The organism is Paraglaciecola sp. 25GB23A, from assembly GCF_040012495.1.
Taxonomy (GTDB): Bacteria; Pseudomonadota; Gammaproteobacteria; order Enterobacterales; family Alteromonadaceae; genus Paraglaciecola.
Genome location: NZ_JBDYKM010000003.1, coordinates 1 through 20,753 on the forward strand (window position 1 = coordinate 1; position 20,753 = coordinate 20,753).

Annotated in this window: 16 protein-coding genes and 1 pseudogene; 13 read left to right on the forward strand and 4 right to left on the reverse strand. The window is 43.3% G+C overall.

Annotation, left to right across the window (positions count from 1 at the left end):
- Together ABKW31_RS07325 and ABKW31_RS07330 are read right to left on the reverse strand one after the other, a co-directional pair.
- A pseudogene (locus tag ABKW31_RS07325) lies at positions 1–200 on the reverse strand (transposase); the annotation flags it as partial.
- Positions 201–467: 267 nt separating this feature from the next.
- On the reverse strand, positions 468–2,294 hold the full coding sequence (locus ABKW31_RS07330; RefSeq protein ID WP_348615664.1) for an acyl-CoA dehydrogenase C-terminal domain-containing protein: 1,827 nt from the start codon (positions 2,292–2,294) through the stop codon (positions 468–470).
- Positions 2,295–2,495: 201 nt separating this feature from the next.
- Between ABKW31_RS07330 and ABKW31_RS07335 the strand changes: the two genes are divergently transcribed.
- Complete coding sequence (locus tag ABKW31_RS07335) at positions 2,496–3,416, forward strand: AraC family transcriptional regulator (protein WP_348615665.1); 921 nt, start codon at positions 2,496–2,498, stop codon at positions 3,414–3,416.
- Positions 3,417–3,970: 554 nt separating this feature from the next.
- Here ABKW31_RS07335 and ABKW31_RS07340 read toward each other — a convergent pair.
- Positions 3,971–5,272: a sigma-54-dependent Fis family transcriptional regulator gene (locus tag ABKW31_RS07340; protein WP_348615666.1), complete on the reverse strand. Its 1,302-nt coding sequence runs from the start codon at positions 5,270–5,272 to the stop codon at positions 3,971–3,973.
- 257 nt (positions 5,273–5,529) lie between these two features.
- Between ABKW31_RS07340 and ABKW31_RS07345 the strand changes: the two genes are divergently transcribed.
- The 12 genes from ABKW31_RS07345 to ABKW31_RS07400 all read left to right on the forward strand — a co-directional run bounded on the left by ABKW31_RS07345 (position 5,530) and on the right by ABKW31_RS07400 (position 19,187).
- Entirely contained in the window at positions 5,530–5,853 is a 324-nt protein-coding gene (locus ABKW31_RS07345) for an FAD-dependent oxidoreductase (protein WP_348615667.1), read from the forward strand.
- A 212-nt stretch (positions 5,854–6,065) separates the two neighbouring features.
- On the forward strand, positions 6,066–6,932 hold the full coding sequence (locus ABKW31_RS07350; protein ID WP_348615668.1) for an MBL fold metallo-hydrolase: 867 nt from the start codon (positions 6,066–6,068) through the stop codon (positions 6,930–6,932).
- A 12-nt stretch (positions 6,933–6,944) separates the two neighbouring features.
- The gene (locus ABKW31_RS07355; protein ID WP_348615669.1) at positions 6,945–7,715 is read left to right on the forward strand and encodes a sulfite exporter TauE/SafE family protein; all 771 of its coding nucleotides are present in this window, start codon (positions 6,945–6,947) and stop codon (positions 7,713–7,715) included.
- 24 nt (positions 7,716–7,739) lie between these two features.
- Positions 7,740–8,180: a TIGR01244 family sulfur transferase gene (locus tag ABKW31_RS07360; protein WP_348615671.1), complete on the forward strand. Its 441-nt coding sequence runs from the start codon at positions 7,740–7,742 to the stop codon at positions 8,178–8,180.
- Positions 8,181–8,191: 11 nt separating this feature from the next.
- Complete coding sequence (locus tag ABKW31_RS07365; protein ID WP_348615672.1) at positions 8,192–8,779, forward strand: DUF3365 domain-containing protein; 588 nt, start codon at positions 8,192–8,194, stop codon at positions 8,777–8,779.
- Between the two features lie 402 nt (positions 8,780–9,181).
- Positions 9,182–11,548 carry a TonB-dependent receptor gene (locus ABKW31_RS07370; protein ID WP_348615673.1) on the forward strand — a complete coding sequence of 789 codons (2,367 nt, stop codon included), beginning with the start codon at positions 9,182–9,184 and terminating at the stop codon, positions 11,546–11,548.
- 75 nt (positions 11,549–11,623) lie between these two features.
- A complete protein-coding gene (locus ABKW31_RS07375) occupies positions 11,624–12,664 on the forward strand; it encodes an alkaline phosphatase D family protein (protein WP_348615674.1) in 1,041 nt (346 codons plus the stop codon).
- A gap of 24 nt (positions 12,665–12,688) precedes the next feature.
- Complete coding sequence (gene betI, locus ABKW31_RS07380) at positions 12,689–13,267, forward strand: transcriptional regulator BetI (RefSeq protein WP_348615675.1); 579 nt, start codon at positions 12,689–12,691, stop codon at positions 13,265–13,267.
- Between the two features lie 29 nt (positions 13,268–13,296).
- Positions 13,297–14,760, forward strand: coding sequence for a betaine-aldehyde dehydrogenase (betB, locus tag ABKW31_RS07385; RefSeq protein WP_348615676.1), 1,464 nt, complete (start codon positions 13,297–13,299; stop codon positions 14,758–14,760).
- Positions 14,760–16,451 carry a choline dehydrogenase gene (gene betA / locus ABKW31_RS07390; RefSeq protein WP_348615677.1) on the forward strand — a complete coding sequence of 564 codons (1,692 nt, stop codon included), beginning with the start codon at positions 14,760–14,762 and terminating at the stop codon, positions 16,449–16,451. The genes betB and betA overlap by 1 nt, the downstream gene beginning before the upstream one ends.
- Positions 16,448–17,656 (forward strand): BCCT family transporter, encoded by a 1,209-nt coding sequence (locus tag ABKW31_RS07395; protein ID WP_348615678.1) that lies wholly within the window; start codon positions 16,448–16,450, stop codon positions 17,654–17,656. The genes betA and ABKW31_RS07395 overlap by 4 nt, the downstream gene beginning before the upstream one ends.
- Before the next feature lie 415 nt (positions 17,657–18,071).
- Positions 18,072–19,187 carry a c-type cytochrome gene (locus ABKW31_RS07400; RefSeq protein WP_348615679.1) on the forward strand — a complete coding sequence of 372 codons (1,116 nt, stop codon included), beginning with the start codon at positions 18,072–18,074 and terminating at the stop codon, positions 19,185–19,187.
- Between the two features lie 148 nt (positions 19,188–19,335).
- Here the strand turns inward: ABKW31_RS07400 and ABKW31_RS07405 are convergent, their stop codons facing one another.
- Positions 19,336–20,490 carry a PQQ-dependent sugar dehydrogenase gene (locus tag ABKW31_RS07405; protein WP_348615680.1) on the reverse strand — a complete coding sequence of 385 codons (1,155 nt, stop codon included), beginning with the start codon at positions 20,488–20,490 and terminating at the stop codon, positions 19,336–19,338.
- Between the last annotated feature and the right edge of the window lie 263 nt (positions 20,491–20,753).

Sequence of the window (20,753 nt, forward strand, 5' to 3'; positions counted from 1 at the left end):
ACCGCATAGGCTGCAATATCAATAGCGAAGAGGGATGATAAAAACAATAAACGCGCCTCTACCCAGCCGCGGCGGTGTTCATAGCTTTGGCCGGTAACAGTATCTCGGCCACACAAAAAAGAGTGACGAACGCAGCGCGAGACACAGTGGTAATAAGGAGTATCAATAAGACTGATTTGGCTTTGACGTGATTGCGGCATGACAGACCATCCGTGGTTGTTTGAACCTTTAAAGCATAGTTCAAACCTGTCTTTTTGCCAGTTTATGATGGGTGTCATAATAGGGCTATCATAATAGGGCTATTATGATGGCTGTCTTAATAGGGATAATGGCTTATGCTACATGCTTATATTTTGAGCAATATCCACCGACGGTTATTCGTGATCCGTTAATTGCGGCTTCATTCGACATATCAGCCATGAAATTTGTATTACATGGCTGATATGAGTGTGTTATCACTCTATGTCCTACAGAAAATTAAAATGCTCATTGTTCATTTGCATTAAAGATTTCGTCGAAGCCAATGCTGACTGTTTATGTGCTGATGCTCTTGGCATTAAACGAGCGAAATAGAATTCTGCAGTTTGAATTTTTGATTTATAGAAATCATTCGATTCCTCGCCTTTACCACTTTTTATTAATGTTGCTGATTTTTCAGCTTGTAATGCCCAAAAATACCCCATCATTACATAGCCAGAGTACATGAGATAATCAACTGAGGCTGAGCCAACTAACTCCCGGTCTTTTGCTGCGCCAACCATAATCCTCAATGTCATAATGTTCCACTCTATGGCTCGTTTACATAGAGTTCGAGCCATACTACCCACTGGGCTACGTGAGAATAAGTGTGGTTTAGCAAAGGCAAAAATCACTTTGCTAAAATCCCGAATTGATTGCCCTTTGTTTGACATCAATACTTTACGCCCTAATAAATCTAAGCTTTGTATGCCCGTTGTACCTTCGTAAAGAGTCGCTATTCTGGCATCACGGGCGATTTGTTCCATTCCATGTTCATGAATGTAACCATGTCCACCAAATACCTGCATACCTAAGTTTGCCGACTCTAGCCCTAGCTCAGTGATAAACCCTTTAAGGATGGGAGTATAAAAACCTAATTCATCATCATAGGCTTGCTGTTTTTTTGCATCACCAGCAACAGTCGCATTAAACATTTTATCCGCAATTTTTGCGGCATGAAAAATCATTGCCCTACCACCTTCCGCGATAGCACGTTGAGTTAGTAACATCTTACGCACGTCTGGGTGCCAGATAATCGCATCGGCAACAGAATCAGGTTGTTTTTTGCCCGATAAAGCACGCATAGACTGACGGTCCTTGGCATAAGCGAGTGAACCCTGGAATGATGCTTCAGCATGACAAACTCCCTGCAGCGCGGTGCCGATTCTGGCGGTATTCATAAAAGTGAACATCGCTTGTAAACCTTCATTTTCTTTGCCGATTAAGTAGCCTGTCGCACCATCAAAATTGAGCACTGCGGTTGCTGAAGCGCGAATACCCATCTTGTGTTCTATTGAACCACAAGATACAGAATTCCTTGTGGTTAACTCACCATCATTGCCAATGTTCACCTTTGGAACGATAAATAATGAAATGCCTCTGGTGCCTTTTGGTGCACCAGGAATGCGCGCCAACACAATATGAATAATATTGTCGGTTAAATCATGCTCACCCGCCGAGATAAATATCTTAGTTCCGGTCAATCGATAACTGCCATCTTCTTCGTTCAGTTCGGCTTTAGTTTTTACTTGCGCGAGATCGGTTCCACATTGAGGTTCAGTAAGGCACATGGTGCCACTCCATTCACCGCTTACTAAGGGCGCCATAAATTGTTTTTTCTGTAGCTCAGAGCCATATTCTAAGATGGTATTGATGCAACCCATGCTTAAACCTGGGTACATTGCAAAAGACCAGTTAGCACTGCCGATGATCTCTGCTTTTATAAGATTTATCGACGTGGGTAGGTTTTGACCACCGAACTCTTCAGGGAAAGATAAACCTTGCCAACCACCAGCAATAAACTCTTTGTAAGCCTCTTTAAAACCCTTAGGTGTCGTGACTTCACCTTCATTAAAATGACAGCCTTCTTTGTCACCCGATAAATTAAGTGGTGCTAATACTTTTTCACTTAGGGTGGCAATACTTTCTAATATAGCGTCAACCATCTCTGGGCTTGCATCTGCGCCGTTTGCTAACGATTCATAATGAGGAAAGTAATCTAATACATCTCTCATTAAAAATTTAATGTCTCTTAAAGGTGCTTTATATATTGGCATACGGTTTACCTTTCTGTGTTCGTTCGCTTACAAAATATCTGTAACGATTATAGTTGACCCACCAATAAACAAAGGGTTAAATACCATCAACAATGGTGTCAAATACCATCAACCCACTGATATTATTTAATTTCGCTTATGCATTCGTACTATGTAAAAACCCTAATAAATGTGTTTAAAGCACGAAATCTTGATGTAAACATGCTGTTCAATAATTCAGGTATTAAGCAAGTTGATCTAGAAAAAGAGTTAAATTTGACGGCTCAACAACTTAATGCGATATCAACCAATGCCATTGAATTGAGCAAGGATCGCCAATTGGGTTTATTGGTTGGTGCGAGCATGGATATTCCATCTCAAGGTATTTTTGGCTACGCAATCATTACCAGCCCTACGATCGGCGATGCACTTAGGTTAATGGTGCGATATAACAAAGCCTTATTGCCCAATTTAGATGTGAAAATGTTGTCACGGGAAAGTCGCGTTGAGGTGCGCATCAAAGCACCGCATTTACCCGATGACTTAGAGCGTTTCTACATTGAACTTCTTTATGCTGCCATCATGCGCAGCGGCAATACTTTAATACCCAAAGGCAGAATATCCGTGCATGTGGAATTTGCTTATGATCCGCCCTATGACAAAACCCCTTATCAAAAACTATTTGGTTCAAAGGTAAAATTTAACAGCAATAGAAGTGTGTTAAGTTTTGATGAAGCAGGTTTAAATATGAGCATCGTAACCGCCAACCCCGTTGCCAGAGACATATTTAGAAAAGAGTGCGATAGATTATTATCCAGGGATGCGCACAGAGGAATGACAAGCGAGCGAGTGCAAGAGGTACTTTTACAGTCAGGGACAGAATTTCCCACTAGTAAGCGGGTTGCAAATCAACTGCACATGAGCGAGAGCACTCTACAGCGGCGTTTAGCTAAAGAGGGTTATAAGTTCCAGCAAATACTCGATCAAGTTAGGCATAAGCTCGCCCATGAATATCTAAGCGGAACCCAGCTCACCATTAATGAAATAGCGGCATTGTTGGGTTTCAGTGATGCAGCAAACTTCAGAAGGTCCTTTAAACGATGGTCGAAGATGACACCCACAGACCTTAGAAATGGCACCTAAACGCTCGATAAAATAAACACCATAAAATGAATTAGCCTATGCTGCATGAGTTATCACTCAATCCCTCATTCTGACTATAAAAAGTGCGGATAAGGACTATCAACGTATTACTAACACCCGTTATTCAGGTAGTTTTTTAAGCCACAATCGCTCTATTTTTTGGCTATATTAGCTAAAAAATGTTAACCACAGAGAGTGCAGAGAAAAAGCAGGCACAAAATACTATTACTATTTAATTGGCACTGACTGGCTCGAATATGTTTAGCCGACTTGCTGAACCCACGACCAATTGCAGTCATTTCCATGTTATTCGATGAACCAACTCAATTAGCAATAACCAGACGTTCAGGATCTGCTTCATTCGCGACACGTTTAAATTGCCTATTTTCTCAGTTACTGTAATCGATTTGTGTTCGCACAGCTTGATGCATCGATTACATGAAGGATAAAAGTGGCAAGGTAACTGGGCTAACATTAAATTTAAATAACCAAGATTTGTCAGGACAAAAGCTTAAGTAACAAGGTTCAATTATTTGCTACTCCCTCTTTAAACACTAGCCTGAGGTAGTCAACTTTAGGCCGTATTGCTGTAATTTTCGGTAAAGAGTGCGGGTACTTACTTTTAATTTATCAGCCAATTCTGCTGGTGTGCCTTGAAAATCATCACACACAGTGCGTAAATATTCTGCTTCTGCTTGATCTAATGACATCAAGGTATTGGTCTGCAAGACACTGGGTTTTTGTGGATTAAGCATCACCAAATCACCAGCATGCACCACATCGTCATTTGCCAGCAGCGCAGCATGTTCAATCACACTTTTAAGCTCTCGAATATTGCCTGGAAAAGCGCACTCACACAAACGCGCTATAGCTCCGGCTGAAAAAGTTTTATGCTGATAATCAGAGTATTTCAAAAAGTGCTTAATTAGGCCGGGGATATCTTCTTTACGGTCACGCAAAGCCGGTAAATGCAAGGGAAACCCGGCAATACGATAATACAGATCTCGTCGAAATTCACCTTTATCCACCAGCTCTAATAGGTTCTTATGAGTGGCGCACACCAAACGAAAGTCTGAGTGTTTTTGTTTTAAGCCCCCTACTGCGCGGAATGACTGCGTCTCTAATAAACGTAACAACTTAACTTGCATATTTAAGGGCACATCACCGATTTCGTCGAAAAAGACCGTACCGCCGTGGGCAATCTCAATTAGTCCTTTTTTACTTGTGGTCGCCCCTGTAAAGGCTCCTTTTTCATGGCCAAAAAGTTCACTTTCAAATAAGTTTTCACTTAAACCGGTGCATTCAATTACTACAAAAGGTTTGTCGTTGCGCTTACTCGCTTGATGCACGGCTTGGGCGACTAACTCTTTACCGGTACCCGTTTCACCTTGCAATAACACGGCTATATTCGATTGTGCCGCCCGATTAATTTGGTTTAACATTGATTTAAATACTGAGGACTTACCGATCATTTTATGTTGTTTTGATTCGGCTGCAGCGTAATCAATTTTGTTGAGTATTTCTAAAAAGCCAATGGTTATACCATCCTCATCTTGCACCGGTCTCATCAGTATATCGCAATATGACTTACCCTTACCGGTAGCGTGAATATGAACCACGCTGGCAGCTCGATGAGTACTCGCACATTCTTGTAAAGGACAGGCTTCGCCGTGTTTATCGCAAGGTGAGGGGTTCTGATGGGATATTTCAAAACATTTGCTGTGGCCCACTTTAACATCAACATCATAGGTATCTAAGTAGGCTTGATTAACCGCTTTGATCACATAATCTGGGGTGATAAATATGGTGGGTTTATCAATAGCGTTGATCATAGATTGCACAACTGAGGTATTCATTAGCTTCCCCGATAGTAGTTTGAGTTAATATCTGCGACATCACTGTCAAAAATGTCATTTATTACAGCACTATTTGCCATAAATGACATGAAGTATTCCGCAATACAAATTATCAATTTAATATATTTACCTAAGCTAATGATTTTAAATAATAAAATCAGAATGGCACGCTTATTTTTAACAAGGTATTTACATACTAGCGCAATGTTTCAGTTAAATACTTACATTGCTTTGATACCCCACAGTGGGGAATACCCATGGCCAAAGTTGTAGTGTTAGGAGCAGGAACCGGTAGCATGCCCGCCGCATATGAAACCAAAGAAGCCCTTGGTAAAGAGCATGAAGTGGTAATGGTGAATGAACGTCCCATGTTTAGGTTTGTGCCTTCAAACCCCTGGGTAGCTGTTGGCTGGCGCGAACCCGATGCGATTACTTTGCCCATTGAAAAGTATTTGTCTAAAAAGAAGATCGGCTTTATTTGTGCTCGGGTTGATAAAATTGATGCAAAAAACAATCAACTGATCACCAGCGATAATCAAACCATAGATTACGACTACCTTATTATTGCCGACAATATTTAGACTAAACTACAACCTTGGCTGCAAGATAAATGCATTGTTTTACTGATGTATGAACGACCAGCGTTTTGGCCTGCCCATTCAACAAAAGACTCGCATAAAACCAGCGAACTGCTCTTATAGCAACCCTCATAATAAGATGTCGTATAAGCTCAAGATCAGTTGGCAGGCTTTTTGCCTTGTTATGATTAACCTTTGCTAATGGATACCATAATATGAGCAAAATCAAGGTAGATGCCTTTTTTGACAATGGAACAAATACTGTCACCTACATCGCTGTAGACGTGGCCACAGGCCTTTGTGCGATCATTGATCCCGTGCTCGATTACCAAGCCAATTCTGGCCGCACTTCAACTGAGTCTGCTGACAAAATTGTCAGTCACATTGACAAATTTGGCTATAAAGTCGAATGGATCCTAGAAACCCACGCCCATGCCGACCATTTAACCGCCGCACCGTATTTAAAAGCAAAATTGGGTGGCAGTATTGGTATTGGCGAACACATCGTGCGTGTGCAATCGACCTTTAAAAAACTCTTTAATCTGCAAGATGAGTTTGTCACTGACGGCCATCAGTTTGACCACTTATTTAGCGATGACGAAAAATTTCGATTAGGCCATTTAGATGTGCGTGTTATGCACACGCCTGGCCATACCCCAGCCTGTGTTTCATATCTGGTTGAAGATTGCGCCTTTGTTGGTGATACCTTGTTTATGCCTGACTACGGCACCGCCCGTACAGATTTTCCCGATGGCAGCGCTCATCGACTCTATCAGTCTATCCAAAAGCTTCTGGCATGCCCCGGCACCACCCGTATTTTTGTTGGCCATGATTATCTGCCCAAAGGGCGCAGTGAATTTGTCTGGGAAACATCAGTGCTTGAGCAAAAACGCCATAATATTCATGTGCATGAAGGCATCAGCCAACAAGACTTTGTGACCATGCGAGAAACTCGCGATGCCGGTTTAGATGTGCCTAAGTTATTGCTGCCAGCGATTCAAATCAATATTCGAGGTGGTGAACTGCCGCCCGCTGAAGCAAACGGACAACGTTATTTGAAAATTCCCCTCAACCTGCTGTAGCGAGGCATTATTTTGAATGTATTAGTTATTATTGGCGCGGTGATAATAGGCTTGAGCTTAGGTTTACTCGGCTCAGGCGGCTCCATTATTACCATGCCCTTGCTGCTTTATGTAGTAGGTGAAACAGAAAAGTTAGCCATTGCTGAATCTTTGCTCATTGTCGGTAGTATTGCCACAGTAGGTAGTTTACTTTTGGCGAAGTCCAAACTAATTAATCTGCGTTACATTCTATGGTTTGGCTTACCCAGTATGATGGGCACTTATATTGGCGCTTGGAGTGCCCAGTTTGTCACAGGCGTGGTTCAGGTACTGACATTTTCCATTGTCATGCTGCTATCGAGCCGCATGATGTTAAAAAGCCCCATCGCTAATATGGAGCCCAAACCCTCAAGTAGTTTAGTGGGGGTCAGTGCGGTGGGTGTGGCCGTTGGCATACTCGCTGGTTTTGTCGGCGTAGGCGGCGGTTTTCTGATTGTACCTGCCCTGTTTCTATTGGCCCGTTTAACCCTGCAACAAGCTACCGCTACCAGTTTAGTGATCATCGCATTGCAGTCATTCACTGGCTTTTTCAAATATGCTTATTTATTAGACCAAGCACAAATTGCGATTAACTGGCCCGTAGTACTCACCATGATAGTGATTGGCAGTGGCGGCGTGATCGTCGGTTCTAAATTGAGTCGCAGCTTGCCGCAAAAACGCATCAAACAAGTCTTTGGCATCATGCTTATTGGTTTGGGCTTGTTTATGTTAGTTCATTCACTTTACCAACTATGGCAAGCGTAACTGCTACAAGTTGCAGGAGACAGTATGGAACGTAAAATAATTAATGATAGCTTTTCACTTTCCGGGGTCGTAAGCCTCGCAGACCTCGTCACCCTTAAAAAACAAGGCATTGATGTAATTATTAATTCACGTATTGATGGCGAATCCTCTGAGCAAATAAGTTCACACGACTATCAACAAACAGCAGAAAGCTTGGGAATGCGCTATGTATTTATTCCCGTTAAGTCACTTGAGTATCCAAGCACGGCTATCAATCGCTTTGATACTGCCATTAGTAACCCTGCACTCAAGGTACACGGCTTTTGTCGCAGCGGTACGCGTATTGTTCATCTGTGGGCCCTAGCGCAGGCCGGTAAGCGTCAGATCAAAGATATTGTGGCTGACAGTGCCAAAATAGGCTTTGATTTAACGCCTATCATGGCGCAATTAAACCTGCTGACCACTGCAGAAACCAACATCCATTAAGGGCAATACCCATGAAAAAAGCCACTTATCTAGTGACTCCACTCTTTGCCCTTGCACTTAGTTTATTGTTCGCCTCTACTGCAGCTCTAAGCGCAGAAACCGAAGAGCAATTAGTGCAACAAGCCAAACAACGTATTGCTCAATTTGCCCAGGAGCTAAAAGGTGAACTCAGTGCCGCCATTCAAAATGGTGGATTGCAAGCAGGTGTTGAAGTCTGTCACGAAAAAGCCCCACAAATTGCCGCAAAATTATCTAACGACGGTTGGCTGCTCGCCAGAACGAGTCTGCGTAGCAGAAACAGCAATAATGCACCCAATGACTGGGAGCGTGAAGTCATGCAACAGTTTGTACAGCGCAAAGCTCAGGGCGCAGAGATAAGCAGTCTAGTAACAACAAACCTGTCTGAAAATCAGTTTAGATTGATGAAAGCCATCCCAACCGAAGGTCTCTGCCTGTCTTGTCATGGAAGTACTATTGCGCCAGCTGTGCAAAAAAAACTCGATCTATATTATCCAAGCGACATGGCTACTGGTTTTTCGCTGGGTGATATTCGCGGTGCATTTACCCTGACAAAACATTTGAACCTTGAACAAAAGTAGCATCACAAGATAGGCGCTTTAATAATTTAATAAGGCTCTTTTAAACCATCTCTTTGGTATATTGCCAAAATCGAAAAACGCATTAGCTTTATTGCCATTGCTCTACATCCTGACTTTGGCATTAATTAATGCATTCCACCCACGTCTCACTCACGCAGAATAACTAAAGCTTAGTTGGCTTTCTGCTGCACTTTTTATCCAAAAAATTGGCAATATAATGACGCTTTAACAAACCAAGTTCAGACCCACTTATTTATCTCCTGATTTTATTTTAATTGAACGGTCAATTAACTAAAATTGATTTTAATTGACTGTTCAGTTAAAATACAACTTCTGAACCCTTAACTCCGCATACTGAGGATCTTCACCAAAATACTTTAAACCATACTAAACGGGATTTTTATGAACACCTATATGCCTATGAAGCAAAGCCTAATCGCGCTGTCTGTATTATCTGCGATATCAATTACCAGCCTGCCAGCAATGGCGCAAGAAAACCAAGACCAACAAGCCGAAAAACAAAAAGAAAAAGAACAAATGGAATCCATTGTCGTCACCGGACGCAGTGTTTCTTATGCCAATAACGCCACCTCAAGTGACATGAAAAAACAACAAACGGCAATGACCAGTGCCTTAGCCTTGATTGATAACCTGCCTGGAGTCCTAGTAAACGAGGGCGACCCTTTTGGCTCTGACGAATGGTCAACAAGCATTACTATTCGGGGTTTCCAGTTAGACTTAGCAGCTCAGCAAATTGGTATGACTGTTGATGGGATTGCTAACGGTAATTCAAATTACGGCGGCGGTACTAAAGCTAGCCGATATATTGATACCGAAAACTTGCGCGGCATAGAAGTGTCTCAGGGCACCTCCGATATAAAATCTCGTTCAAATGAAGCCTTAGGCGGTACGATGGACTTCACCACCATCATGCCCGCATTCGACGAAAAATTCACCGTAAGCACTACATTAGCAGAGTACAACGCCAAGAAAGTGTACCTGCGCTATGATACTGGCCAAATCGCTGAAGATACGTTTGCGTGGTTTTCTATATCAAGCCAACAGAACGATGACTACATGGACGGTGCCGTTACCAATACACGAGATCATGCTGAAGGTAAGTTAATCAGCCGGGTCGGAGAAGTCGATTTAACCGCTTACTTCAGTTATGACGATGCTGAAGAATATACTTATCAGCGGGTTTACGGTTTAGCACAATATGAACAAAATCCCGACTGGGATGGCCTAAACGAAGATTGGACAGGGGTTCCCTATCAGGATCAAGTCTGGCGTGAAGGCTGGGTGACTGAGCGTGAGAACCTTTTCGGTTATCTTAAAGCTGATTTCAAACTAGGTGAGGTTGATGTAAGTACCAACGTTTATTATCACCAAAATGAAGGTGCCGGTAAATGGATCCCCTACTACATGGCCGATGTAACCGATGACGGTGCAGGTAATCCGCACTCTGAACTAGACTCATCAACTACTGCCTATGGTGGCGCATCACAAGGTCTGATTTATTTTGTTGACCGCGCAGGTAACTCACTTTCACCCATTGATGGTTGTGCCAGCTCGATTGGTTTCCCTTATGGCGGCGGCGGTGCTGCAATTGACCCGGGTTGTTATGAGCAAGGTGCTATGCCGGTCAGTTCAAATCGTCATACCCATTATAATAAAAAACGTTATGGTGCCAATGCAGACTTTATTTGGAATACCACCATCGCGGATATGGCAAATACCGTACGCGGTGGTTTCTGGTATGAAGATTACCAGCGCGATGAATACCGTGAATGGCATAAAACCATTGATGCAGCATCTGGCCCACGTGCAGAAAACAATCCTTACTGGATTCAATATGATCGTGAATTTCCGGTAGAAACATTGTTTTATTACCTTGAAGACGAAATCGATGCTGGTTTTGCAAAATTCCGTCTGGGTGCCAAAAAGTTTAATGTTGAAGTACAAAAACAAGACCAGTTTACCCCTGCCAATGATTTGACTGTGTCATCTGACTCTGACTTTTTATTATCAGCCGGTTTTGTTGCTCCTTTACCCTTAGATGGCTTAGAAGTTTTTGGTGGCTATGCAGAAAACTTTGCCGCCATCAAAGATGCGGTATTAGAACGTGATGATACAGACCTGAGTTTAGTTGAGCCTGAAACCGCAGATAACATTGACCTTGGTCTGCGTTATTCAAGCCGTGATTTTAAAGCCAGTGTTACTTACTACACAATCAAGTTTGATAACCGCATCACATTTATCAGTAATGAAGACGTTGATGGCATTGACTTTTTAGAGTCGGCAGCAGGTGGATTTGTTAACGACGGTGGTATTGAATCTGATGGAATTGAAGCATCGATAGATTATAACGTTAACGAAAATTTCGGTATTTACGTTTCATATACTAAAAATGACTCAACTTATACAGACGTCGATTTCCGCGGTAATACCGTACTAGGCAGCGCGCAAGATATGGCAGTGCTTAGTTTTGATTATACCAAAGGTGATTTTTATGCTGGTTTTAGTACTAAATACGTCGGTAAACGTTACCTAGACCAAGCTAATACACAAGAAAGCGACTCTTATATAGTGAGTGATTTATATGTTGGTAAAACAGCCTATGAAATTGGTGGAGCCATCGACAGTATTGAACTTAGCTTTACCGTCAACAATGTCTTTGACGAAAAGTATCTGGGTTCAATTGCGCCAAACGCAGGTTGGATTGGTGCGCCGCGCATAGCAGCGCTCAACGCTAAATTTGTCATGTAATAGCAGCTCGTAGCCACAGGCAATTACATTGTCTGTGGCTAATCTAATCATTAGCAAAAAAGGCAATAAATAGGCATGTTGAGATTATTAGCGTTTTCTACTTTATTGTTTACCGGCTTGGTATGTGCCAATGCACCAAGTCGTATTTTATTTGGTTCATGCTCCCACCAAGATAAAGATATTCCGATTTTCAACGCCATAATTAAGGCTCAACCCGAAATTTTTATTTTTCTGGGGGACAATATCTATGGCGACACAGAAGACATGGCGTCTCTGCAGAGTAAATACCAAAAACTAGGTGCTAAACCTGGTTTTAAACAACTAAAAGAGCAGGCTCAATTAATCGCTATCTGGGACGATCACGATTTTGGCGCAAACGATGCGGGTAAAGAGTATCCGCAAAAAGAAGCCTCTCGTGAAATCATGCTTAATTTCTGGGAAGAACCGCAAGACTCGCCGCGCCGTAGCCGTGAAGATGGCATTTATACCTCTTACACTTACGGTCAAGGTGAAAAAAGCATCCATGTAATTTTACCGGATCTGCGCTGGAACCGCGATGCGATAGACCATGTATCACGCAGCGACTATAGCAAAGTGCGTAAACCGAAAAACATGGGTCCCTACAAAGCACATAGCGATCCAAACGCAAGCATGATTGGTGAGAAACAATGGCTTTGGCTAGAAGCTGAGTTACAAAAGCCCGCCCGCATAAAAGTAATAGGGTCAAGCCTGCAGTTTCTAGCAGACTTTACTGGTTGGGAATCTTGGGCTAACTTTCCTGCTGATCGCCAACGTTTACTGACCTTGATAAAAAAACATAAGGTCAATGGACTGGTGCTAATAAGTGGCGATACCCACTGGGGTGAGGTCAGTTATTATGCTGAGGACTTAGATTATCCCTTATGGGAAGTCACCTCATCAGGTTTGACTCAAGAATGGAAAAACGTTAGTCCAAACAAGCATCGTATCGGCGCGTTTACCAATACCGTAAACTATGGTGGATTAAATGTGGATTGGGAAAAAGATGATCCTCTTGTCACATTAGGTCTGTACGATGAAAGAGGTGAGGTAGTTAACGAACATCGTTTTCGACTGTCGACCCTTGAACCTTATTAAAAATATCAACAGTGTAGGAAAAACATGCCTAAAGTAGGAATGGAACCCATGCGTCGGCAGCAATTAATTGATGCCACCATAGAAGTTGTGGCAGAAGTCGGCCTCGGTGGCGCGACCATTAATCTGATCTCCCGCCGTGCTGGCATGTCATCAGGTATTATCAGCCATTATTTTGGCAGCAAACAAGCGCTTATTGAGGCCTCTGTTCGTTATCTGCTTTCCCAACTTAAAATGGAGCATTCGCCAGATAGTCCTTATGAACGTTTAATGAAAATTGTTGATTTAAACTTTTCCGATGTTCAACAAGCTGATTCAAGTACTAAGACTTGGTTGAGCTTTTGGGGCAGATCAATGCATGACCCTAAGCTCTATCGCTTGCAAGAGCTTAATAAACGTCGTCTGGTCAGTAATTTACGTTATAGCTTTAAACAACTATTAGATCCGCAAAACGCCAAAGAAGCGGCTGAGGTTACCGCCGCACTCATTGATGGCTTTTGGTTACGCTGTGCCTTAAGTCGCACTAATAAAGCAAGATTCGCCCAAGCTAAAAGCCACTGTAAAAAATATATTAATGACGTGCTTACACTGCACGGCGTTAAGTAATCCATTGCCACTATAAATGGGAGTCATCGTTGTCCTCTACACTACTTAAAAATTTCATTCATGGCCGTTATGTCAGTCATAACGACAATACTTGTTTCGATGTGATCAATCCGGCGACTGGCGAGATTATTTACGCCGTCGAGGCTGCCAGTGAAGCCTTGTTAGAACAGTCTTTGTTAAGTGCCCAGCAAGGTTTTATCAAATGGTCCAAGACTCCCGCCATTGAGCGGGCGAGGATACTGCAACGGGCCGCCGCAATTTTGCGAGAGCGCAACGATGAGTTGGCCAGAGTCGAGGTGTTAGATACCGGTAAACCTTGGCAAGAAGCAGCTGTCGTTGATGTGCAAACCGGTGCAGACGCCATCGAGTACTTTGCTAATTTGTGCCCCTCAATGATGGGCGAGCAGCAAAGTGTCGGCGATGACTTTTTTTATACCCGACATGAGCCTTTAGGGGTGTGTTTTGGTATAGGTGCATGGAATTATCCCCTGCAAATTGCTTGCTGGAAAGCCGCTGCAGCGCTTGCTGCCGGTAATAGCATGATATTTAAACCTTCAGAAGAAACGCCACGGGGCGCCACTTTATTAGCAGAAATACTTATTGAAGCCGGTGTACCTGCAGGGGTATTTAATGTCGTGCACGGTGACGGCAAAGTGGGCAACTATATGGTTGAACACCCCGCTATTGCCAAAGTCTCGTTAACCGGCGAAGTGGGCACCGGCAAAAAAGTCATGGCTGCTGCAGCCGGAACCCTGAAAAAAGTCACTATGGAACTCGGTGGCAAATCTCCCTTGATCGTGTTTGACGATGCCGATATCGATGAGGCTGTAACCGGCGCCATGATAGGTAATTTTTACACTCAAGGCGAAGTATGTACCAATGGTACGCGCGTCTTTGTGCACCAAGATTGCTATGACGCTTTTTTGGAACGTCTATTAGAGCGTAGCAAAAACAACGTTATCGTGGGTAATCCATTGGATCCCAAAACGAATTTGGGCGCATTAATATCAAGCAGCCACATGCATAAGGTGCTGGACTATATTCAATTAGGTAAAGACCAAGGCGCCACACTGGCTTTTGGCGGTGAACGTATCAAACCACTGGGCTGCGAAAACGGTTTTTTTGTTGGTCCGACTATTTTTACTGATTGTACTGATGACATGCGGATTACCCGTGAAGAAATTTTTGGACCTGTTATGTCAGTACTCAAGTTTGCGACCGAAGACGAAGTTATTCAACGAGCCAATAATAGTGATTTTGGCCTTGCTGCAGGTGTTTTTTGTAAAGACATTCGCCGTGCCCATCGGGTTATTGCGCAATTAGAGGCAGGGATTTGTTGGATTAATGCCTATGGTAATTCACCAGTCGAAATGCCAGTTGGCGGCTACAAACAGTCTGGAATTGGTCGCGAAAATGGTATTGAAGCCTTCAGATCCTATACCCAAACCAAGTCCATTTATGTGGGAATGAACAAGCTCGAAGGGCCATTCTAATGCCAGTTAATAAGACGTACGACTACATCATTGTAGGTGCCGGTTCAGCGGGTTGTGTGCTCGCTAACCGGCTAACAGAAGATGCTGATACCTCTGTATTATTGTTAGAAACAGGGGGCTCAGATCGCAGTATCTTCATTCAGATGCCTACCGCCCTATCTATCCCAATGAACAGTAAAAAATACGCGTGGCAATTCCACACACAGCCCGAGCCCTTTTTAAATAATCGTGAAATGCACTGCCCTCGCGGCAAAGTATTAGGTGGCTCCTCTTCGATTAACGGTATGGTCTATGTGCGTGGTCATGCGCGAGATTTTGATGAATGGCATCAACACGGCGCCCAAGATTGGGATTATCGGCACTGTCTACCTTATTTTAAAAAAGCCGAGGACTGGGCGTTTGGCGCCGATGACTATCGTGCTAAAGGCGGCTTGTTAGCGGTCAATAACGGTAATAAGATGCAAAACCCATTATACAAAGCCTTTATCGACGCTGGAATTGATGCCGGCTATATGGGCACCGACGACTATAATGGCTTCCAGCAAGAAGGCTTTGGTGCCATGCACATGACGGTTAAAAATGGCGTTCGCTGGTCCACCGCTAACGCGTATTTAAGACCGGCTATGCAACGGCCAAATCTCACTGTCTTAACTGGGGTTCAAGTGAACCGCGTATTACTAGAAGATAAAAAAGCGGTGGGTGTTGAACTGTATGAAGGAAAAACCCAAACCCGTTTTCTCGTTAACAAAGAAGTTATTTTAAGTGCCGGCCCTATTGGTTCGCCGCATATATTACAATTATCAGGGATTGGCAGCAGTGACACCTTGTCTGCGGCTGGGATCAAGGTCCAGCACGAATCGCCGGGCGTCGGTGAGAACCTGCAAGACCACCTCGAGTTTTATTTTCAGTATCAATGCAAACAGCCTATCAGTTTAAACAGTAAATTGGGTCCCCTCAGTAAGCTGGCTATTGGCGTGCGCTGGATTTTGTTTAAGTCGGGCTTAGGTGCGACCAATCACTTTGAATCTTGCGGGTTTATTCGCTCTAAAGCAGGGGTTGAATGGCCTGATTTGCAATATCACTTTTTGCCTGCAGCCATGCGTTACGATGGTAAATCAGCGTTTGACGGTCATGGTTTCCAATTACACATTGGCCACAATAAACCTAAAAGCCGCGGCTGGGTGAAAGTCAGCAATGCCGACCCTTTTACCCCACCTAAAATTCAATTCAATTACTTACAGCATCAAGATGATATCGAAGCATTTCGCGCTTGCGTGCGTTTATCTCGGGAAATTATTGCTCAGCCCGCTATGGATAAGTATCGCGGCGAAGAGATACAGCCCGGTCAAGACGTGGTCACTGATGAGCAGATAGATGCCTTTGTACGTAGTTCGGTAGAAAGTGCTTATCATCCCAGTGGTACTTGCCGTATGGGAGCGATTGATGATGTCAACGCCGTTGTCGATCCGCACATGCGGGTGCGCGGTTTACAGGGGCTGCGTGTAGTGGACTCATCGGTATTTCCAACCTTGCCTAACGGTAATTTGAATGCCCCTACCATCATGGTAGCAGAACGTGCCGCTGATATTATCAAGCAGCAAGTACTGCCCTCAGCCAGCGTAGAGGTTTATAGCGATACAAATTGGCAGCAAGCTCAACGCCCAGGAAAAGCAAAACGAGCTAGCTCATGATGATGTTAGTCAGTTTTGGTATGCTCTTTTTTATGGCACTAGTAGTCTTTATCCTAGTGCGTTGGGGCCGACTAAAACTGCATGGTCGTTATCCAGTATCCACCCTAACCTTTATCGCCATTTTATTTACCTCTGGGCTAGATGTAGGGCTGATCATGTTCCCGTTAACCGAGTTTCCGGTCTATGCCAACCTTAAAGCGAACAATGAATACACCTTTAGTAATCCCTTGGCCATCGAGTTTGGCTTTTGGGGCTTTCTGGTTTGGGCTATCTATTTTGTAACCTGCTTTTACTTTTGCGCCATTGAACCCAAAGTAAAGTTTTTTGAAATCACTTGGGTCAAGTGGATCAATAATCTGGTCATCATTGGCACCTGCGCCTTCACCGCGCATTTGCTGTTTGCCAATCTGAGTTGGTATTTGCCCAGTATTGCAGCCACTGACGGTTTCCCTTGGTACTATGCCCTCATCGTGGGGGTCACTATCCTGTTAGCGGTTTACTCAAGTACAGATCTTAAGTTTGTTAAAATTCTAAGCCTGTCATCTGGCACCTTATTTTTTGCCCTGATTATTGGACTCGGCAGTATCGCCTTCATGTCTGCTAAGGTATCAGCGCCAGACTACTTTAATACCCTTCCCCTACTGACAGATTACTTCGCCCATTTAGACCGTTTTATCTTGCCCATCAATGATTACCACGCCTTTTATCTGTTTTGGTGGTTTGCTTGGAGCATTATGATCGGCCAATTTACCTCACGGTTTGTCGGTAATATGCGCACTGTTTGGCTGTTTTTTTCCATGCTGGTATGGCCGTCATTGGCAATAGGACTGTGGTTTAGCGTGCTGTATTTGTTTCACCTGAAAGGCCTAAAAACCTCTGGTCTAATAAATTACGCCATGGTGTTTGTGGGTGTGGTATTTGTGATTAACTCCTTAGACTCCCTGATCAGACTGTACTCCGACAACCTAAACCTCACCGTAGCGCGTTTTGGTAAACACAACTATATAATATTGCATGGTTTTTTAATGATGTTATTGACGGTACTTTTCAGCTTACAATTTATTCAAATACAGTGGGTAGGCGCACTCGTCATTGGCCTTGGTTTATCTTGTTTTATCTATATTTTACTTGGCAAACAACGCTATCCCTTGCCTAAGGCAAGTGCATTATTCTCCTTACAAAGTAAAAAAAGTAAGGCTGAATAAAGTGCCAGTTTAAACATCAGCGACTGAACCTGATGAGCCACTTATCAACTTACACTTTTATCTACATCAATAAAAATCCAGTGATAAAATATCACTGGATTTTTTAATTGTGAGTTTTACTTGGTTTTAAAAATTATTAGAACTGGATATAGTGCTCATGCAACTTTGGACGCAATAAAAATCGTGTAAGTAGGCACATCTATCTTTGTGATCTCTATTGAAAATTTCATCTTTTCTTCGATGTATATCAGCATGCCTTATTCATCAGGCGAGCGAATAGTCTTTGTCCAGCAATTGCGCTACTCTCGTCGCAGATTACTAAGCGCGAGTCTCTGGCGTCAAATAGAAAAATTGCTTATGCTTTGGATTCACACAGCATACAAATAGCATTAAAAAAATCACAAGGAGCTACACAGTGAAAAATCTTTCCGCTTTTGTCTGGTTGGCAGTTGGATATCTGGGTGTTTCGTTTTCAGTTTTAGCTGAACGAAGCTATGAAAAAGAGCCGCCGCCTCGAGAACTTAGCCCTGAGCAGGCCGAACTAGCCGCCAGCAACTACCAAAAATACTGTTCCTTGTGTCACGGTGAAAATCGTGAAGGCCACAAAAACGATCATGCCCCCTCCTTACGCAGTAAAAGTTTATTTGAGTCAGGTGTACCTCATTCCATTTTGCGTCCTATGTCTTATGGTCGTCAGGGTACGGCAATGGGCGGTTATTTAGATGAAGTCGGTGGCCCAATGACATTAGATGAAACTTGGGATCTGACCTACTGGTTATTTTGGCAATCGGGCGCAGAGCGGGTAAAACTGAGTGAAAACCCAGTGTCTGGCGATATCGTGCAGGGCGAAAAAGTTTTTCAAACAAACTGCAGTAGTTGCCATGGTAAAAATGGCGAAGGTATTACTGCTCCAGCTTTAGCCAATCAATCATTTTTGGTCCACAATAAAGATGAATTCATTCGTTACGCTATCGAAAAAGGCCGTGATGGCACCCCCATGTTACCTTTTGCAGATAGGCTATCCACAGCCGATATCGATAACGTTACGGCTTATATACGCAGTAAAGCCAGTGATGCAAAAATCACTCAAGTACAATTACGTGCGCTGCCCACACCCGACCAATATGTTATTAACCCAAAAGGTGACGATCCTGAATTTGAACTGCAAGATGGCAAATTTATCTCGTCTACTGTTCTGTTTGCTGCCATGCAAGCCAAAAAGCGCATGGTCTTATTGGATACCAGAGTAACATCAGTATGGCAGCGAGCACATTTGGCAGGCTCAGTACCTTTTCCCTATTATTCAGAACTACAAAACCGCGTCGGTGAGCTGCCTAAAGATGTACAAATAGTCGCTTACTGTTCATGCCCACGAGCGGCAGCGGAATACGTAACTGAGCAACTGACAGAGTTAGGTTTTAACAATACTGCGGTGTTATACGAAGGTATTTTCGGATGGATGAATCAAGGCTACCCAGTGGTTCGAGCCGAAGGTTTAAGCGTGCAATCTTCCCAAGAAGAGCACCACTAACTTTAGCTGAATTAAGTACTCAAATGCAGTACTTTTAGAAATGAGTTGGCGCTGCCTACACAGCCGAAAAATTTGATAAAACGAAACAATCATAAAGAAGGCAATAAGCCTTTTTTTATGATTGTTTACAAATATTATCCTTGCAGTTTTACATTGGTTCAAGCTTGAGTAAGCGTCCGCCAGTGGAATCCTCTAATACGTAAATTAGGCCATCTGGCCCTTGCTCAATTTCACGTATACGTTTACCCCATTCATAACGGGCAGCTTCGCTAGGCTTTTTATTTGCCCCCGTCGATTTTTGTCCCAAATCTACTCTGACCAATGCTTGAGATGACAAACCACCAATAAAAGCATGGCCCGACCAAGCAGGGAAGCGCTCACCTTGGTAAATCATTAAACCCGCTGGGCTAATAGCCGGTACCCAGGCAAAATCAGGTGCCTGAAAAATAGGCATAGAGGCATGACTGGGAATTTTGGTGCCATTGTAATGCTCACCTTCAGAGACAAAAGGATAACCATAATTGGTTGCTCGGGTGATACGGTTTAACTCATCACCGTGTCGCGGCCCCATCTCATGAGTCCAAAGTGTACCCTGCTCGTCAAAAGCAATACCTAAAGGATTACGATGCCCCAATGACCATACTTGGTCAGCCACAATGCCATTACCAAAAAACGGATTGTCTTGTGGCACACTCCCATCAAGATTTAAGCGAATAACCTTGCCTAAATTCATTGCCATATTTTGTGCAGGATTAAATTTTTGTCTGTCGCCTGAAGTAATAAATAAATAGCCATCGGGTGACAGGGCGATTCTATGGCTGTAATGACCATTGCCAGTCACTTTCGGACTTTGCGTCCAAATTATGCCACGCTCAGACAAACTCGCTGTTTCAGCAGACAGAGTGAGCTTTGCCCTTTCAACCACGGCACCACTTAAATTATCATCTTTCGCATCACGTTCAACATAAGACAAATATACTAGGCCCGATGTGGCAAAGTCATCGGCTAAGATGATGTCTCCCATTCCACCTTGACCACGCATAACTATTTTAGGTGTTTGCACCACTTGTGATAGTTTTTGTCCCTCTTGGCTTAACAACCAAATCTCACCGCTTTTTTCGCTTACTAAAGCTCTGCCATCAGGTAAAAAAGTCATCGCCCAGGCGTTATTAAACGTCTCCAGAGGTGTGGCCTGCAGTTTTGTACCGTCGTTGCCTTCAATGATAAAACTACTACTTTGGGCAAACGCACACTGCGAGCCGATTAAGCTAATAAATAAACACACATTTATGAACACACGCATAAGTCAGTTTCCTTGTGATTCGATTTTTGCTTTTTACGCAAAAAATAAAGATTCGATCAAGCTTAGCAATAGTTTAGCTCCCATCGGCACTTAAACCAACTCTGCCATGTTCGAGCGATTTCAACTAGTAAGCTCTTTACCATCCAATACCATATCAAGTTATTGGAACAGTTATTGCTCTCTATCTTATAGTGTTATTACATGACATTTAGAGTCTGTAAATATTACCCAGCTTAATTTAAAGGTGGGTAACAATGACATGG

Coding starts and splice junctions, on each gene's coding strand:
- ABKW31_RS07370 (WP_348615673.1), top strand. CDS start 9,182: ATGAACACCTATATGCCTATGAAGCAAAGCCTAATCGCGCTGTCTGTA.
- ABKW31_RS07330 (WP_348615664.1), bottom strand. CDS start 2,294: ATGCCAATATATAAAGCACCTTTAAGAGACATTAAATTTTTAATGAGA.
- ABKW31_RS07350 (WP_348615668.1), top strand. CDS start 6,066: ATGAGCAAAATCAAGGTAGATGCCTTTTTTGACAATGGAACAAATACT.
- ABKW31_RS07405 (WP_348615680.1), bottom strand. CDS start 20,490: ATGCGTGTGTTCATAAATGTGTGTTTATTTATTAGCTTAATCGGCTCG.
- ABKW31_RS07375 (WP_348615674.1), top strand. CDS start 11,624: ATGTTGAGATTATTAGCGTTTTCTACTTTATTGTTTACCGGCTTGGTA.
- ABKW31_RS07365 (WP_348615672.1), top strand. CDS start 8,192: ATGAAAAAAGCCACTTATCTAGTGACTCCACTCTTTGCCCTTGCACTT.
- betA (WP_348615677.1), top strand. CDS start 14,760: ATGCCAGTTAATAAGACGTACGACTACATCATTGTAGGTGCCGGTTCA.
- ABKW31_RS07360 (WP_348615671.1), top strand. CDS start 7,740: ATGGAACGTAAAATAATTAATGATAGCTTTTCACTTTCCGGGGTCGTA.
- ABKW31_RS07395 (WP_348615678.1), top strand. CDS start 16,448: ATGATGATGTTAGTCAGTTTTGGTATGCTCTTTTTTATGGCACTAGTA.
- betI (WP_348615675.1), top strand. CDS start 12,689: ATGCCTAAAGTAGGAATGGAACCCATGCGTCGGCAGCAATTAATTGAT.
- ABKW31_RS07335 (WP_348615665.1), top strand. CDS start 2,496: ATGCTGTTCAATAATTCAGGTATTAAGCAAGTTGATCTAGAAAAAGAG.
- ABKW31_RS07345 (WP_348615667.1), top strand. CDS start 5,530: ATGGCCAAAGTTGTAGTGTTAGGAGCAGGAACCGGTAGCATGCCCGCC.
- ABKW31_RS07340 (WP_348615666.1), bottom strand. CDS start 5,272: ATGAATACCTCAGTTGTGCAATCTATGATCAACGCTATTGATAAACCC.